9 protein-coding genes are annotated in these 18,231 nt (G+C 61.1%); 7 read left to right on the forward strand and 2 right to left on the reverse strand.

Annotation, left to right across the window (positions count from 1 at the left end; genetic code table 11):
* The first annotated feature begins 1,314 nt into the window (after positions 1-1,314).
* The 4 genes from tssD (at position 1,315) to fepB (ending at position 5,067) form a co-directional block, all read left to right on the forward strand.
* The gene (gene tssD, locus BLU64_RS06365; RefSeq protein WP_026743545.1) at positions 1,315-1,809 is read left to right on the forward strand and encodes a type VI secretion system tube protein TssD; all 495 of its coding nucleotides are present in this window, start codon (positions 1,315-1,317) and stop codon (positions 1,807-1,809) included.
* Positions 1,810-2,331: 522 nt separating this feature from the next.
* Positions 2,332-2,967 carry a glutaredoxin 2 gene (grxB, locus tag BLU64_RS06370; RefSeq protein WP_074728145.1) on the forward strand — a complete coding sequence of 212 codons (636 nt, stop codon included), beginning with the start codon at positions 2,332-2,334 and terminating at the stop codon, positions 2,965-2,967.
* A gap of 357 nt (positions 2,968-3,324) precedes the next feature.
* Complete coding sequence (locus tag BLU64_RS06380; RefSeq protein WP_026743543.1) at positions 3,325-3,927, forward strand: alpha/beta hydrolase; 603 nt, start codon at positions 3,325-3,327, stop codon at positions 3,925-3,927.
* 117 nt (positions 3,928-4,044) lie between these two features.
* Positions 4,045-5,067, forward strand: a complete 1,023-nt coding sequence (gene fepB / locus BLU64_RS06385) for a Fe2+-enterobactin ABC transporter substrate-binding protein (RefSeq protein WP_026743542.1) — start codon at positions 4,045-4,047, stop codon at positions 5,065-5,067.
* A 61-nt stretch (positions 5,068-5,128) separates the two neighbouring features.
* Here the strand turns inward: fepB and entS are convergent, their stop codons facing one another.
* The gene (gene entS / locus BLU64_RS06390; protein WP_026743541.1) at positions 5,129-6,424 is read right to left on the reverse strand and encodes an enterobactin transporter EntS; all 1,296 of its coding nucleotides are present in this window, start codon (positions 6,422-6,424) and stop codon (positions 5,129-5,131) included.
* Between the two features lie 168 nt (positions 6,425-6,592).
* Between entS and fepD the strand changes: the two genes are divergently transcribed.
* From fepD to BLU64_RS06405, 3 genes are all read left to right on the forward strand, one after another.
* On the forward strand, positions 6,593-7,636 hold the full coding sequence (fepD, locus tag BLU64_RS06395; protein WP_074728149.1) for a Fe(3+)-siderophore ABC transporter permease: 1,044 nt from the start codon (positions 6,593-6,595) through the stop codon (positions 7,634-7,636).
* A gap of 10 nt (positions 7,637-7,646) precedes the next feature.
* Complete coding sequence (gene fepG / locus BLU64_RS06400; protein ID WP_026743539.1) at positions 7,647-8,681, forward strand: iron-enterobactin ABC transporter permease; 1,035 nt, start codon at positions 7,647-7,649, stop codon at positions 8,679-8,681.
* Positions 8,682-8,746: 65 nt separating this feature from the next.
* A complete protein-coding gene (locus BLU64_RS06405) occupies positions 8,747-9,553 on the forward strand; it encodes an ABC transporter ATP-binding protein (protein WP_026743538.1) in 807 nt (268 codons plus the stop codon).
* 45 nt (positions 9,554-9,598) lie between these two features.
* On the opposite strand, the gene BLU64_RS06410 is transcribed toward BLU64_RS06405, so the two are convergent.
* Entirely contained in the window at positions 9,599-18,160 is an 8,562-nt protein-coding gene (locus BLU64_RS06410) for an amino acid adenylation domain-containing protein (protein WP_074728150.1), read from the reverse strand.
* Between the last annotated feature and the right edge of the window lie 71 nt (positions 18,161-18,231).

An 18,231-nucleotide genomic window follows, 5' to 3' on the forward strand; every position in this document is an offset into this window, starting at 1 on the left:
GCGCTGGTCCTGACCTTCAGCGTCTCTGCCCACGAGCCTGGTGACTGCGTTGTTTCGAAGTACAACAAGCCGGGGAGTAGCCCAACGACTACCGTACTTGAAGAATAGATAATGTTAAGGATATCAACCTTACCAAGAGTATATGTTCCAAAATAAACACGTGGCTGAAAACGAAAGTTGGCCTTGCTCACGGCATCGTCACTCACTTCAACTTCAGCAGAGTCTTGTAGGGATGAGTGAAGCTCAATCCCGCCTTCATTTTTTTCATAAATTGGGTATTCAAAGAAAGGGCAGACGCTATATGTTTCTCATATTTGTTTTAAACGCAAAATCAACGATAACGTTAGACTGAAACTTTACAGGCTAGCGCTAATAGGAAAGGGAGAGAGAGAAAGTCCTAAATTTTTATCATATAAAACAATCAAATCGGCCTACAAGAACCGGACAGAGCGAGATCACGAAAATGACGCATCCCTTTCAAGAGGGGCTTTCCGTGAAGGGTCACCCGCTACCGACAACAAGCCCGTATTCTCTCATCCGGTTAGAAACAACATGTTCGTCTGGCCGTTACCAACCCCCGTTTTGTCTTCCTATTGAACCGTTCCGGCAGCATTTCCAGCACCTGTTGTTGACTTGTTTTTTCAGCGCCCAGGCGAAGCTGCTCTGGGATATTCAGGTCAACCTCTATAGTAGAACTTCAGAATTAACATCACTGACGACAATGAACGCACGAAAATGCCCCCCACATCAGCACATCAGCACATCAGCACATCAGCACATCAGCACATCAGCACATCAACACATCAGCACATCATGTACAGAATCGAACCCTCGAGACTGATCGACTGTTCCGCCGTCACCAGAAGCAAAAAGGTGTACAGGCAGGCGTCGCTTTGCCGGGCGACCAAAATTCAATTGCACCATGTAGTCTTAGCGATTGGGTCTTTATGATTCCACGCACGTCCCGCCTGCAGGATATCGGGCTAAACATTTTAGAGATATGTTGCGTGAAACGTTTCGCCAAAAGCCCTCACGCACCACAGACGGCCCTCCTCCTATGCCTTTACGACCCCACATAATGTTGTCCAGGTATTCAACCTGTTGATCTTCTTTCAACTCTTATTTATTTGAGACCATGCATTCACGACAGGACTGAAATAAAATTCCACATAGCCAAATTTTTATTTCTATATATCGATTACTGTTTATTCTCATTGACTCAAAATATGAATAATGTAGATATTAGATTGTCAGAAAGACAAAAACATTTCTTTTGTTCGACCATACCGTTCAGGTAGGGTCCAAGGAGCCAGTATGTCCAACATGATCTATTTGAAGTTAACGGGGAAAAAGCAAGGCTTGATTTCATCAGGCTGTTCAAACATGAATTCCACCGGGAAACGGTTTCACCTTTCCCATGACAATGAAATATGTGTTTATAAACTAATAAACACATTATCACGAGATGACTATGATCCCTTTCGACACGTCGACATAATAAAACCCATTGATAAATCCACGCCGCTTTTGGCCAATGCATTGAATGAAAAGGAAAGGTTGACCTGTGAGTTTTTCTTCTTTCGGACGGTGGAATATGGCAGAAAGGAACTCTATTTTAAATTTATCCTGCAGAACGCTTTTCTCACGGACATTCGCTTTATTTACCCTAACTCATTGTTAAATATAGATTGTAATCCACATGAGAGCATATCTTTCGCCTACTCATCGGCCATTTTCGAACATGTTAAAGGGCAAACGCGATCTTTGCTGACAGGGAATGAATCCGTGCAACAAAGTGATTATATTTGAAATGACGGCATATGAATGAGATCATGAATAAACGAAACCATTATCAATCAGAAAGTCATACTTAAAGACAGCATCTCTTAATTATATATATTAAGCATAGGTTGACCCATCGCGTTCTGTCATGAAAGATGAAATTAAACCCATCATGCGAAAAACATATCATTTGTATATTGATGAATTAATGCTGGAGAGGATTTTAGTTAAGAACAGAGAGAAACCTTTATCCGAATAAAACCAGACAGAATTTATAAACCGTTTCTTTATAAACCTGAACACATCATCGGAGAAATGTAAGCTAATCGATATATTCAAAGAGTAAAAAACGGATATTACGCGTGTCATACCGCATACAGACGAATGGATACCGTGCCGGCGGTATCCTTAACTCGCGTCAGATCGCCTCAATAGCCACTTTACGGTTGCCGATCGACTACATTATCTTAGCCATCGAATTATACGGCGGCGCGAGGGTCGAAGAGACCATCAGCGTAACCGTTCTTCCTATCAGTAAGGTGCTAATCAATGAAACTTTTCATCTATGAACACTGTCCGTTCTGCGTTAAAGCCAGAATGATTTTCGGTCTCAAGGCTATCCCTCATGAGCTGTCCGTGATTATGGAAGGCGATGTCGAAACGCCAACCCGCATGGTCGGACGCAAGGTTGTCCCGATACTGCAAAAAGAGGATGGCAGCTACATGCCGGAAAGCATGGATATCGTGCATTACGTCGACGCGATCAAAGCGCCGCTCATCGTCGACAAGCCGGTCGACCCGACCCTTGAAGCCTGGAGCAAAGCCGCCACGGGTCCGGTGTTCAAATTGGCGGTTCCGCGTTTTACCCAAGCGGACTTCAAAGAGCTGGCCACGCCGGAAGCGCGTGAAGCCTATCGAATCCGGGAAGAGAAAGCCTTTGGCGATCTGGAAGCGCTGATGGCTCAGACGCCAGAACTGATCGCAAATGTCGAGCAACAGCTCGCTGAGCTGGAGCCGTTGCTGGCACAGCCGACAGCCATTTCCACCAGCGACTTTGTCCTGTTCCCAATACTGCGCTCTCTGACCATCGTCAAGGGCATCCAGTTCGGCCCGAACGTCGCCGCCTACCTCAAACGCGTCGCCGATGCCACGCAGGTCGACCTGTTCACCGCCAAAGCCTTGTAAAAACCGCCACCTCACCCGTAGAGCATCAGCGCTCGGGTGAGGTCACCGCCAACACCGCTTTCAAGGGCAGCGTCGACCCCAATCAGACGCCGCCGCCGTTGTGCCACAGTAAAGCCGCTGCCGGGCTTCTTCTTCAACAATCCAAACGGCGGTTGGGGATTCCCTGCGCTGTGGATCGTCGGCCTGATCGCGCTGGCGTTAGTCGGCGACGGGCCTTATGCCCTGAAACCGACGAGATCGCGTCAAGCCTGATCCCGCTTCATCCGGGGCCTGTGCCTGACGCCAGCCCCGGTGCTATTCTCTCTCTTGCCGCTGCGGCGCACTGCCGTAGCCGATTTATCTACAGCGAGGGACCGTATGGATAATTCACTGATCATTTTTTTGCACGGCATCGGCGGCTATGGCCGCTATTTCGCTTCCGTGGCCAAGCGTTGGCAACAACAGTGGCCGGCCACACATTTCGCCCTTCCCGATGGCCCTTTTCCCTTCACGCAAGGCGAGGGATTTCAATGGTTCGATATCGATGACGATACTCCCACCTTACGCAACGCCCGCATCGTCGCCGCACGTACCACGTTCGATGCCGTTATTCAGCAAGCGATAGACCAATACCAGATGACTGAACACCCGGAACGGGTCGCGCTGGTCGGGTTTTCTCAGGGCGCAATCATGGCGCTGGATACACTGACGTCGGACCGCTGCCCCTATGGCGCAATCGTCGCCTTCTCGGGCTATCTGCCGGTGTTTACCGATGCTCGCATGGCGCGCCGAACACCGGTCGCGCTGATACACGGCATGGAGGACGACAAACTGCCCTGGCAGCATAGCCAGCAGACGGAACGTGCATTGACGCAGGCCGGGGTTAACTGCGAACTGCATTTGCTGCCGAACGTCGATCACCGCGTCTCCGTTACGGGCGCCAACCTTGCCAGCGACTTCCTCGCCCGCATCATGCGTTAATCACGCTCCGGCGACGCGTCGCCGGGGATTTCGAGTTGTAACTCAGCGTGGTTATCGTTTACTCTCCCTCCCGAATCCGAGCACTACCTTGTCCGTATCAGGAGGAGTCTGACGGCTATGCAAGGCTACGCCTATTCCCAATTTCCCCGGCTGTGCGCGCTGATGTTTAGCACCCTGCTCACCCTCATCAGCGGCTGCGATAATCAGAACAGCGCCAGTCCCACTTTACCGTCTTCCACCACCGCTCACGACGGCTGGCCGCGCACGTTCCAAACGTTAAAAGGCCCGCTGACGCTGCAACATCCGCCGCAGCGCATCGTCTCCACCAGCGTCACCATTACCGGTACGCTGCTGGCGATTGATGCGCAGGTGATTGGTTCCGGCGCCACCAGCCGCAATTCAACGGTGTCCGACGATCAGGGCTTTTTTATTCAGTGGGGACGAGAAGCCAAAGCGCGCAACGTCAAACCGCTGTACATCACCGAGCCGAATGCGGAAGCCATTGCCGCGGCGTCGCCGGACCTGATCGTCATTGCCGCCACCGGCGGCGATTCCGCACTGAAACTCTATGACCAGCTTTCCGCCATCGCCCCAACGCTGGTGATCGACTATGGCGATAAAAGCTGGCAGCAGTTAGCCGAACAGCTGGGAGAAGCGACGGGCCGCGAAAAAGAGGCCCATGACGTCGTCGACCGCTTCGAACGACGCGTACAGTCGATCAAACAGGCGATTACGCTGCCGCCGCAGCCGGTTTCAGCGCTGGTGTATTACGAAGATGGCCGGGGGGTAAATATCTGGACCCGCGCTTCCGCGCAAGGCCAGCTCCTGTCGGAGTTAGGGTTCCAGTTGGCGGAACTGCCGCCCAATCTGCCGACCGAGACCAGCCAGGGTAAACGGCGGGACATCGTGCAGATTTCGGGGGAGAACATGGCCGACAGCCTGAACGGCAAGTCTTTGCTGCTGTTCTCTGCGGATGAAAGAACGGTCGGAAACCTGATGAATAACCCGTTCCTGCGTCATATAGAACCCGTCGTGCAACAGCGCGTGTGGGCGATGGGGCCGGATACGTTCCGGCTTGATTATTACAGCGCCAGCAATATGCTGAACAATATCGAGCATTTTTTCCGTAAGCCCCAATGATTCATGTCCCCGATACGGCCGCGTCCCTGCGGCCTGCCGCCACGCTTCTGGCTCTCGTCGTCTAAGAGTGGCGCGCCGGGGATTCTGCGGCCTCATTCAGCGCTTCGCTGACCGATTCTTCCTCGTCGACCTGCCCGAATGTACACCGGCGCAAAGGCCGAACCAGCAACATCAGCCCCAGTCCCAGTATCGCCGCCGCGCCGCCGAACGACAGAATACTCAGCGCGGGCGTCATGAGCCGGGTCATCGCCCCCAGGCCCAGCGCGCCGAGCGAATCGCCGGTGACGTCCTGCGCCGAGCCCAGACTATTGACCCGCCCCAGCAGCCTGTCCGGCGTATGGGTCTGAATCAAAGTGAACTGAAGCAGGGAGGCGATGGCGTTGAGATAGCCGTAACAGACCAGCGCTGCCAGCGCCACGGCGAAATAGCCCGCCACACCCAGCAGCGCCACCGACAGAAACGCGCCTGTCGTGCAGACCAGCAGCACCAGTCCCGGCCGGCGTACGCCGGAAACCCAGCCGCTGGTAAACGCGCCCAGCATCGCCCCCAGCGGCACCGCGGAGTACATCAGGCCGATGGCGGAGGGTCCGGCGTGATAGACGTCGTTCGCCAGCGCGGGAAACAGTACCCGCATCGCGCCGATCATGCTGACCAGCAGACCGAGCACCACGACCCAGCCGACGACCGGATGCGAACAGACGAATTTCACGCCGCCCGCCAGCGAACGCAGCGGATGCTCCGGCTCGCTGGCCTCCGGCTGAAGCGACGGCAGCCGCATCAGCGGGATCAGGGTGCCCAGCGTGCCGACAGCCGCCACGGCGAAGCTCCAGCCGACGCCGCCCGCCACGATAATCACCCCGCCCAGCGCGGGCGACAGGATCGCGCCCAGTCGCACCGTCACCATACTCAGCGCGCCGGCAGCAGGGAGATTCTTCCGCCCCACCAGCAGCGGGATCACCGCCATCAGCGCCGTCATGCCTAATGCGCCGAAGAATCCATCCCAAGCGGCCAGCACGTACAGCGCGACGAGAGACGGCGAACTCGAAAAGGCATTGAGACTGAGCGCGACGAAGCCCAGCCCGCAGGTGCCGCGCGCGAACAGGATAAGTTTCCGCCGGTCGAAGCGATCCGCCAGCACGCCCCCGCACATCAGACCGATGAACATCCCTACGCCGTCGAGCGCCACCGCCACCCCAACCTGCAGGGTGGAGCCGGTCATCGACTGAATTTGAATGGGGACGCCCACCGCCAGCATGCCGAGCGAGAAGACGGACAGCATTCTGGCGACGAAAATCGCACGAAAGTGGGCGTTGTTTTTTAGCAAACTGAAGTCAAGCAAGATAGAGGATTTAGCCATAATATTCCGTGAAAATAAGGTGATATAGCCAGTTCAGCGGCGGCTGAATGGCGTCAACACGCGGTCTACGTCAATGTATTTGCTCACCGAGGCATGCTAACATAGCAGCTCGATAACATTAATGATAATCATACTCATCTTCACACATTAAGGAGCTGTTCGTTGGCGATGTCACTTCCTTCGCATCAGGCGCCTGTCGCCGCCAATCAGCCACCCACCCGCTACTTTCAAGCCTTTCGGCGTCGCGCCGGTCTTCTGGTGTTCCTGCTGCTGCTGGCGCTCGCTGTCGTCGCTAGCCTGACTATCGGGGCCAAGTCAATTTCTCCCGTCGTGGTCTGGCAGAGCTTGACTGGCCAGCTCGACACGGCCGACAGCACCATCATTCTTAATGCGCGCCTGCCGCGGACGCTGGCGGGCATCATTGTCGGTCTCGCGCTGGGCGGCGCGGGCGCCGTGATTCAAGCGCTGACCCGCAATCCGCTGGCCGACCCCGGCATCCTCGGCGTCAACGCGGGCGCCAGCTTCGCTATCGTTATCGGCATTACCTGCTTCGGTATCAACAGCATGACCGCGTGGCTGGGCTTCGCCTGGATGGGGGTGCTCATCACCAGTCTGGCGGTCTGGCTGATCGGCACGCTCAGCGGGGGACGCATCAACCCGATTCGACTGACGCTGGCCGGGGTCGCGCTCAGCGCAGTCCTGAGCGGCCTCTCCTCATCCATCTCGCTGCTCGACCCGCAAGCGTTCGACCAGATGCGCATCTGGGAAGCCGGAACGCTGGATATTCGTTCGCTGCGCAACGTCGGGATCGTCACACCAACCATACTGTTGGGCGCGGTATTGGCACTGTTGGCCGCGCGCTCGTTAAACGCGCTCAGCATGGGCGAAGACATCGCGATGGCGCTGGGCACCCGCGTCATGCTGGTCCGCGTCATTGCCGTGCTGGCCATCATGCTGCTGTGCGGGTCAGCCACCGCGCTGGCCGGCCCCATTGGCTTTGTCGGCCTAATGATCCCGCACGTCGCCCGCTGGTGGACGGGACCGGATCAACGCTGGATCATGGCGTACTCGTTTCTGTTCGCCCCCATCCTGCTGCTCTGCGCCGATATCGCGGGCCGCTTGCTGGCGGCAGGCGAGCTGCGCGTCTCCATCGTGACGGCCTTTATCGGCGCGCCGGTTCTGATTTGGCTGGTTCGCCAGCGTAAAGCCTGAGGAAACAGAAATGCTGAGTAAGACACTCTCGCTGCGCGCCCCCGGCGGCATCGTCAGCGGTCGAATCGCCGGACGCTCTCTGCTGGTCAACGGCCTGCTTCTGATGCTCGGCCTGCTGCTGCTCACGGTCGCGATGGGGTTGGGGACGCTACAGATAGCCCCGCTGGACGTCTGGCGGGCGTTGGCCGGTCACGCCGACGGCGGTATTCAAACCGTCGTGACCCAGTGGCGCGCGCCTCGCGCGGCAATGGCCCTACTGTTGGGCGCAAGCCTCGGCATCAGCGGCGCAATTTTTCAGTCTATTATTCGCAACCCGCTCGGCAGTCCGGATATCGTTGGGTTCAATACCGGGGCGTTCACCGGCGTGCTGCTGGTGGTGATGGTGTGGGAAGGCGACTATTACCAGATCGTCAGCGGCGCCGTCATGGGCGGGATCGCCGCCGCCGCGCTGGTGTATCTGCTGGCCTGGCGCAAAGGGATTAACGGATTCCGGCTGATTATCGTCGGCATTGCCGTCAGCGCCGTGCTATATGCCTTCAACACCTGGCTGATCATCACGGGTTCGCTGGAACACGCCATGACCGCCACGCTGTGGGGCACCGGCACGCTCAACGGCATGACCTGGACCAAAGCGCAACCCGCGCTCTGGCTCACGCCGCTGGCGACGTTGGCCGTGCTGTTGCAGGGCAAACGACTTCAGCTGCTGGAAATGGGCGACGACAGCGCTCGCGCGCTTGGCGTCAATGCGGAGGCGAGCCGCCTGTGGCTGATGCTGTTCGGTATCGTACTGACGGCGCTGGTCACTGCCACCGCGGGACCGATCTCCTTTATCGCCCTCGCCGCCCCGCAGATCGCCCGCCGACTAACCCGCGCCAGCGCCACGCCGCTGGTCTCTGCCGCCTTGGTCGGCGCCACGCTGCTAATAGCGGCAGATATGATCGCCCAGCACGCTTTCCGCCAGATCCAACTGCCCGTCGGCGCCGTGACCGTCAGCATTGGCGGCATTTATCTGATCTGGCTGCTGATTCGCGAGTCGCGCCATTGACCGACGTCCGTCTCCGCACTGTTCATGTGGGAGACGGCTCAACCGTTGTTTAGAGTGAGTGATTGATGACACCGTTTTTGCACGCCGCCCACCTGACGCTGGGCTACGACCATAAAATCATTGCCGACGATCTGAATGTGACCATCCCGTCGCATCAGTTCAGCGTCATTGTCGGCCCCAACGCCTGCGGCAAATCGACGCTGCTGCGCGCGCTGTGCCGATTGCTGAAACCGCTGGCAGGCGAAGTGTTGCTGGACGGCAAAAACATCCACGCCATCCCGACCAAGGCCCTTGCCCGTCAGATCGGTCTGCTGCCCCAACACGCTATTGTGCCGGACAACATCACCGTGGCCGATCTCGTCGCGCGCGGACGCTACCCGCACCAGAGCCTGCTGCGCCAGTGGAGCGAGGGGGATCAGGAAGCCGTGGAACAGGCGATGCAGGCCACCAATGTCAGCGAGCTGGCGGACCGCAGCGTGGACGAACTTTCCGGCGGGCAACGTCAGCGGGTCTGGATTGCGATGGTGCTGGCTCAGCAAACGCCGCTGCTGCTGCTGGATGAACCCACCACCTGGCTGGATATCGCCCACCAGATCGATCTGCTCGACCTGTTCCGCGAACTGAATCAACAGCGCGGCCATACGCTGGTCGCGATCCTGCATGACCTGAATCAGGCCTGCCGCTACGCGGACCATCTCATCGTGATGCAGTCGGGCCGCGTGATGGCGCAGGGCGCGCCCGCCGACATCGTCACCGCCGACCTGGTGCGCGACGTCTTCGGCATGGCCTGCGTGATTATCGACGATCCGGTGTCTCACACGCCGCTGATCGTTCCCTGCGGCCGCTATCACCCGGCGCCAAAGGGTCTGTGACCCACTGATACCTCGGGCGGAGCGTCGCGTCTCCGCCCGATCGCCCTACCGTGATTTCAGTTCGGCCAGCGGCATCAGCAGCCGATTCAGCTGCGGCCCCAATCGCTCCAGCGAGGCGGGCGACAGGATGTCCGCGTGCTCACAAGGCTGGAGATAGGTCGTCAGACGATCGACATACGGCGCCCAGGTCGCCTGCACGTCCATCCCTTCCGGCAACGTACCGGTGGCGACGAACAGCGTCGCCTCACCGTGATAGCGCTGTGTGGACGCCGTAGAGAGCCGTTGCACCGCATCGCGGTAGTTCGCCACGATATCGCGGAACATCGCCGCTTTTTCCGCGCGCAGATGCTCGTCCGTTTCCTCTTCCGCCTCGGCCATGAATTCGGCCTGCTCCTGTGCCACCTCCTGCTGCGCCTGCTCCTCGCTCGGTCCGCTCCAGTCCTGCCCTTCGGGCGGATAGGTGTCGAACAGTCCGAGGAACGCCACCTGCTCGCCCGCGGCTTCCAGACGCGCGGCGATGCCGTGCGCCAGCGTGCCGCCCAGCGAGTAACCCAGTAGGTAGTACGGCCCCTGCGGCTGTAGGCGGCGGATTGTCGCCAGATGGCGTTCGCACATCGCCGCCACCGAATCACAGGCGGCGATAACGCCGTCCGGACGCGGCGACTGTAGCCCGACAAGCGGATAAGTCCCCGTCAAATGGCGCAACAGTCCGGCATACTGCCAGGCGAACCCAGACGCCGGGTGCAGGCAGAACAACGTCGGCCCACTGCCGGCGCGCAATGGCAGCGTTTCGTCCGCACCGCTGTGACGAGACGCCTCGCCCTCGCCCGCCAGCCGTTGCGCGATCTGTTCCACGCTACGCGCCGCCATGATCTGACCGACCGTCAGCGAACGCCCCAGACGACGGCGAATTTCCGCCGCCAGCCTCATCGCCAGCAGTGAGTGTCCGCCCAGCGCGAAGAAATCATCGTCGGCATACACCGTCGGCAGCGTCAAAATCTCGGCGAACAGCGCCGCCAGCATGCGCTCATGTTCCGTTTCCGGCTCACGTCCCGCCTGCGCCGGTCCCGTCGGAGACGGCAGCGCTTTGCGGTCGAGCTTACCATTGGCGCTAAGCGGGAACTGCGTCATGGTGACATAGCTGACCGGCAGCATATGGGCCGGCAAGGCTTGGGCCAGCGCCTGATGCAACATGGTCGTCTCCAGCGTCACGCCCTCCTGCGGGATCACCCATGCCACCAGTTGACGAGCATCGGCCCCCGTCAGCGCGCCTTGGCCTTCGCCCAGTTCACGCGCGCAGACCACCGCCTGCGCCACGTCAGGCTGAGCCAACAGCGCCTGTTCAATCTCGCCCAGCTCGATACGCTGCCCGCGGATCTTCAGCTGGTCGTCGCTGCGCCCCAGATAGTCCATCGCGCCGTCTTCTCGCCAACGGGCGATATCGCCGGTGCGGTACATGCGCGCGCCGTCGGCAAACGGGTCGGCCACGAAGCGCCCGGCGGTCAGATCCGGTCGGCGCAAATAGCCCTGCGCGAGCTGGATGCCGCACAGATAGAGATCGCCTGCCACACCCAACGGCACCGGTCGCAGCGCGCTGTCCAAAATACGCAGCTGGGTATTCCACACCGGCAGACCGATAGGCACCCCGCCCGTGGTGCAGTGAGCCAACGCCTCGCCCGACGCGGGCTGATAGGTCACGTCCACCGCCGCTTCCGTCGGCCCGTACAGGTTGTGGAGCGGCGCCGCCACTCGCGTCTGATAGCTTTCCGCCAGTTCCTGCGATAGCGCTTCGCCGCTACAGAACACGCGGCGCAGGCTGGCGCATTCGACGCCCGTCTGCGTTTCCAGCGCGCCGATCCAGGCCGCCAGCATCGACGGCACAAAGTGCAGCGTGGTCACAGCGTAATCGTTAATCAGCTGGGTCAGCGCGTCCGGATCGCGATGGGCGTCCGGCGGCGCCATCACCAGTCGCGCGCCCACCATCAGCGGCCAGAAGAACTCCCACACCGACACGTCGAAACTGCACGGTGTTTTCTGCAACACCACATCGTCGTGGGTCAGCCGGTAGGCGTCCTGCATCCACCACAGGCGGTTGACGATGGCCTGATGGCTGACCACGACGCCTTTGGGCCGCCCGGTCGACCCCGAGGTATAGATGACATAGGCCGGGTGCTGGAGCGACGACGCAACCGGCGGACTTTGCGGCTGACGGTGCGCATCGTCCAATGCATCGAACAGCAGCGTGTCGCCGAGTGGCGCGAAGCGCGCTTTCAGCGCAGATTCCGTGATCACCAACCGAGGCTCGGCATCGTCCACCATTAGCGCCAGTCGTTCGTCCGGATACCCGGTATCCAGCGGCAGCCAGGCAGCGCCTGCGGCGACGATGGCTTGCAACGCCAGCGACAGACGCACCGAACGCGGCAGCGCGACGGCGACGATATCGCCGGGAGCGACGCCCGCCTCCCTCAGCCGTTCGGCCAGCAGCGCGACCTGGTGACGCATCTGCCGGTAGGTCAGTTGATGTTGAGCATCCGCCAGCGCCGCGCCGTCCGGCGTTTGCCGCGCCTGACGCTCCAGCGCCTCGTGCAGCGTCATCGGCGGCACCGCGTGCGTCGTGTTATTCACCCTCGCCAGCAGCGCCTGCTCCTCCGGCAGTTGCAACGCCCAGGCGCAAAGCGGCTGTTCCGGCTGATTGACCAGCTGCGTCAGCAACTGCATCAATCGTCGAGCCAGCCGCTGTGGTTGTGCTACGCAGGAACGATATTCCATCAGCAGTAGCAGACGTTCACCCGGCAGTACCAACAGCGTCAACGGATAGTGCGTGTAGCCGCGGTTGTTCAGCGCGTCACAGCGAATGCCCGCCGAACCGCTGCCCAACGCGCCGCTGTCGGGGTAGTTCTCCACCACCAGCAGCGTGTCGAACAACGTGCCATTACCCGCCAGTTGCTGAATGTCGCCCAGCCCCAGATCGTCATGCTCGATCAGCCGGATCTGTTGCGCTTGCAGCGCACCCAACTGGCTCAGCAGCGAGCGCGACGGGTCGAGTTTCACCCGGACCGGCAGCGTGTTGCTGAACAGACCGATGTGCTCGTCGATACCCTCGATTTGGCCGAAACGCCCGGACACCGGCGCGCCGAAAATCACGTCGTTCGCGCCGCTGTAGGCGCTGAGCAGCAGGCCCCACACGCCTTGCATCAGCGTATTGAGCGTCAGCCCGTGCTGGCGGCACAGCGTCAGCAGTCCTCGCTCCAGTTCAGGCTCCGGCAAAAGCGCCAGCTCGCGCACCTCGTCGTCGTGCGCTCCATCGCCGAACAGCAGCGTCGGCCGCGCATCGCTCAGCACCTCGCGCCACAGCGAACGAGAGCGCTCGGCATCGCGCGCCGTCAACTGCCGCACCACATCGCCATAGCTGATGCGAGGCGGCGTCAGCGCCGTGTTTTCCAACACCTTGAAGAGGTCGCCCAGCAGCACCGGCGTCGACCAACCGTCAACGATCAGATGGTGCGCGTTGAGAAACAGCGTGTGGCGTTCGCCGTCGGCATGGCTGACCAGCAGCGCGCGCAGCAGGGTTCGCGGCTGACGGAACAGATCCCGCGCCAACTCCCCTTTTTCGAGCGCCAGCAACGCGTCGCTTTCCTGCTCCGGCGTCATCGACGGCAGCGTCTGTACTTCGAGCGGCCAGTAGTCGGCGTCGTCCTGCAATAGCGGGATCAGCTGGAGTGGGTGCTCGGCCTGTTCGCTGTCGAACCGGGCGGCCAGCTGCGGATGGTGACGTACGACGGCATTCAACGCCTGACCGATGCGTTCCGCGGTCACCGGCCCGCACAGCGACAACCGGGTCAGCGAGTTATAGCTGCCGCTGTCCGCCGCCATCTGCGCATGGAACAGCAATCCTTTCTGCAACGGCAGCAGCGGCAGAACGGCCTCCAGCGGCCCATGTCGCTGGCTGAGCTGCGCCAGGGTGTCGTCCGTCACGCCAGTCAGGCCGACGTCGGCGGCCACCAACGTATCCGCCGCACACTGCGGTTGTCGGCACGCGGCCGTCAGCAGATCGTCCGCCGCCTGCGCCAGCGCCTGATGCAGCGCATCAATATCGTCGCGGTTGAACACGCCGTCGGCCCAACCCCAGTGGATAGCCAGCCGAGGCTCTCCCTGACCTTCATCGACGAAGAGGTTGATCTCCAGACCGTGGCCCAGCGCCATCTGCCCGTCCTGCGCGACGGCAAACGCATCGCGAAAACGACGAGCGCTGCGCTGCGGCGCCCACGCGCCATCCGCCGCCTCAAAGCGGCCCAAATAGTTAAACAGGATGTCGGGAGCGCTCTGCGCTTCCCGCTCGGCGAGAGAGTCTGCATTCGTCGCATCCAGATAACGCAGTACGCCGTAGCCGATGCCGCGATCCGGCACGGCGCGCAGCACCCGTTTCACCGCACGCATCACCTGCCACGGCTGCGCCGCGTCTGTGTCAGACCAGTCCAGGCACACGGGATATTCCGCCGTCAGCCAGCCGATGGTGCGCGTCAGATCGAACCGATCATCCCGATCGCTGCGACCATGCGACTCTAGCGTCAGGCGCAGACGGGAAACGGCGAAGCGGCGAGCGCAGGCCATCGCCAACGCGCACAGCAGCGTCTCCTCCACACCCGCGCGATAACGTTGGGGCAGCGTGGTCAGCAGCGCTTCGGTCTGCTGCGTGGTCAGCAGCAGACGCTGTTCGCGCTGTCGATGCTGGCGATCCTGTTCTTCCAGCAGCGGACGCCGTCCCAGTCGAGGGACGTCCGGGGGCAGCATGGACTGCCAGAAAGCCAGTTCGTCGCGCCGCCGGGGGATATCCGCCAGCAGATGAGACGACCAGTCGTGCAACGAACAGGCCTCCTCGGGCAATGTCGCCGTCTGTCCGGCCAACACGGCTTCGGCGGCCTGCCGCAGCTCGGGCAGCAGCACCCGCCAGGAGACGCCGTCCACCGCCAAATGATGAATGACCAGCACCAGCCCGCAAGACTGCGCCTCATTCCGGCGCAGCAGCACGGCCTGCAACATCATGCCCTGCGACGGATCGAGACGGCCGACCGCCTCATCAAACGCCTGCTCGGCGGCCGCCTCGGCATCGCCTTCCACTGCAAGCATGCGACAGAGCGACGCCGCCGCGTGACGTGGAGATTCTCCCACCACCAGCCGTTCGTCCTGCGTATAAGCCGCCAGTACGGGGTGGCTGGCGATCAGCGCCTCTAACGCCCGCACCGTCTGCTCCGCCTTCATCTCTTCGGGAACGTTAAGCCAGACCGCGTGAGCGAAACGGCGGTTGATGCCGTGATGCCGCGCAAACCAGTGCAGGATAGGCAGCCCCGTCAGCGGACCTCGTTGAGCGACGCGGGGTAACTGCGCCTGTTGCGTCAGCGGACACATCGCTCGCGCCATCCCGGCGGGCGTGCGTTCAGAGAAAATGTCACGCGGACGTAGCATCCAACCCTGGCGACGCAGCGCCGTCGCCAGTCCCATCGCCGAGATACTGTCGCCCCCCAGCGCGAAGAAGTCGTCGTCCGCGTTAACCGCGTTCATCCGCAGCAGGGTTGCGATGGCCTCGCAAATCAGCACTTCCTGCTCGCCCTGCGCGGCGCGACCTTGTCGAACGGCCGCCGCCTGCGGTTTCGGCAGCGCCTGTCGGTCGATTTTGCCGTTGACCGTGAGCGGCAGCTCGGCCATCACCATCAGCAGCGCTGGCACCATATACTCCGGCAGCGTCACGCCCAGCTGCGCCAACAGGCGGGCGGAGATATCCGGCTGCGCGCGCAGTGCCTCATCCGGCACCGAGCAATAGCCGATCAACCGATGCGTCGCGCCCATCGGCTCGGCGATCACGACAGCGGTGCTGACTTCCGGCAGCCCCGCCAGCGCGCTTTCGATTTCGCCCAGCTCCACGCGGAAACCGCGCACTTTAATCTGATGATCGACGCGTCCGATAAAGGCCAGCTGGCCGTCGGGACGCCAGCGCAGCACGTCCCCGGTGCGGTACATCACCTCGCCCGGCGCAAAGGGATTGGCCACGAAACGGGCCGCCGTCAGATCCGGGCGACGTAGATAGCCGCGCGCAATGCCCGGCCCTGAAATATACAGTTCGCCGGGGACGCCGACCGGCACCGGCTGCAAACGGGCGTCCAGTAGCCAGACGCGAGTATTGGCGACCGGCCGACCGATCACGGGCTGGTCCGCCGCCTGTACGCTGGCCCCCAAGGTGTCGATGGTGTACTCAGACGGGCCGTAGTAGTTGTGGATTTCGATGGCGTTCTGGCGCTGCATCAACTGCCACAGCCTGGGCGTGGCCGCCTCGCCGCCGATCATGATGAAAGCGGGCTGATGCTGTTCCGCCTCCAGCAGACCGGCGTCGATCAGCTGGGAAAAGAACGACGGCGTGATGTCCAGCAGGTCCACCGGCACCTGATTCATCTGCTGCACCAGCGCCCACGCGTCCCGGCGCAAGTCTTCGTCGAAAATGTAGAGTTCGCTGCCCATCAGCATGCAGAACAGCGGCTCCCAGGAGGAGTCGAACGAGAAGGAGGCGGTATGACCGGCGCGCAACCGTCTTTCGTGACGCTGCTGGAAACGCGTCATCGCCGGACCAAACAAGAAGTGCTGATGAGACAGCAGCAGGTTCAGCAGGCCGCGATGCGTGCTCATGACGCCTTTCGGACGCCCGGTCGAGCCGGAGGTATAGATGATGTAGGCCAGATGATCGCCGGACAGCGGCTGCGGACGATCGCCATCGCCGATAGGCGCCGCCGACGCCGCCTGGCATTCCGCCCGCAGCGCGTCATCGTCCAGACACAAGGCGTCCGCCAGCGCCGGCATCTGCGCGAGCCGGTCCCGCCAGGTCAGCAGTAGCACCGGCCGGGCGTCTTCGCACATCAGCGTCAGACGCTCGCGCGGGTAGTCCAGATCCAGCGGCAGATACGCCGCGCCGCTGGCCAATACAGCCAGGATCGCCACCACGCTGTCCACGGAGCGAGGCACGGCGATAGCGACGACATCGTCCGCGCCCACCCCGCGCGCGATCAGCACGCGCGCCAGCCGCATCACCCACGCCGACAGCGTCGCATAATCAATCTGTTCGTTTGCGCTAGTGACCGCGACCGCATTCGGCTGCCGGGTCGCCTGACGCACCAGCAGGTCTATGACTGACGCGCCGTCATCCGGCATCGCGAGCTGCGGCCCTCGGCTCCAGCTGTCAATCCGCCGTTGCTCTTCGAGGCTTAGCAACGACAGTTCGCCGATGGGCTGTGCAGGCTGCTCTGCCAGTTGGGACAGCAGGTGCTGTAAACGATCGCCGTGCGCGGCCAGCGTTTCGCGATCATAGCGGGCGGGATTCGCCACCAGCCCCAGTTGCAGGCGGTCGCCGTCGACACCGACTTCAAACTCCAGATCGTCCACCGGACCCATCGCCAACACATGAGTGACGGCGGGCGTGCCGTCCAGCGTCAGTCCTGCGTTGTACACTTTGTAGTTGAATACCGGGCCGTATAGCCCATCCTGTTCGCCTACCCGCCCCAGATCGCGCCGCAGCTGTTCGGCTTCGTAGCGTTGATGGCGGCGGACGGTTTTGATCTCCGCCAGCAACGCGCGGGTTACGTCCGTCAACGTCATGTCGGGCGAGAGCGTTAACTGCAACGGCAGTACGTTCACCACGGGTCCGACGGCGGTCAGCGCCGCAGACCCCATACGGCGCATGAACGGAAAACCGATCGATAGCCGCGGCTCGCCGCTCATGCGGAACAGGTAGACGGCCAGCGCCGCCATTGCGATTTCCGCCGGTTGGGCCTGACCCAGTTCGGGACTCGCGGCCAGCGCGGCAAACGGTGCCGCCGGGAACGAGAGTTGATGATGCCAGGTCCGCACCGTGTCTGAGTGAGGGAGGCCCTCCTCTGTAGACAAGGAGATCGGCGTCGGCAGGTCAACCGCATGCGTACGCCAAAATTCGGCGGCGCGCTGACAGGCGGTAGAGGACTGCCAGGTCAGATACTCGTCCACCACATCGCTGAATGGCGTAAACGGCGTGGGCGACGCCGTTTTTCCAGCCCGCAGCGCGTTATAAATGTCGACGATCCGCCGGGTCAGCGCGTCAAAACTGAATCCATCCAGCAACAGATGATGATAACGCTGATACCACAGCCAGCGTTCCGGCGCGGCCGACACGCGCATGATCCTATGCCGGTACAGCGGCCGATCGCCGTCCGCCGGCAGCTCTTCCGCCAGATCCGCCTGCATTAACGCATAGGCCGCCGCTTCCCCTTCCGGCTGCTCGCTTAAGTCCAGCCACTCTACCTCGCGCACCGCGTCCGGCAAGACACGCGTCGGCACAGACTGTCGCGGCTCGCCGTCTTCGTTCAGCGTGAAGCGGGCATGTACCGTATCCGCTTCGGCCAGTCCCTGGCGGATAGCGGTTTCCAGATCGTTGCAGTCAAGCGAGCCGTTAAGTTCGATGGCATGCGCCACGGTAAAAACATTTCTCCGGCTGGCGATGCTGTCCGCCATCCAGATCCCCGGCTGGGCCGCCACGAGCGGCATTTCCAAATATTTCGCCTGTAATTCAGGCGCAACGAGAGTGTCTGACACGATGAGACTTCCTTTGCGTTTGCATGGAGAAAACAGTGTGGGGCGCCGAGCCGACGCCGATGTGCGGCGTG

The sequence above is a fragment of the Lonsdalea quercina genome (assembly GCF_900107885.1).
Classification (GTDB): Bacteria; Pseudomonadota; Gammaproteobacteria; order Enterobacterales; family Enterobacteriaceae; genus Lonsdalea; species Lonsdalea quercina.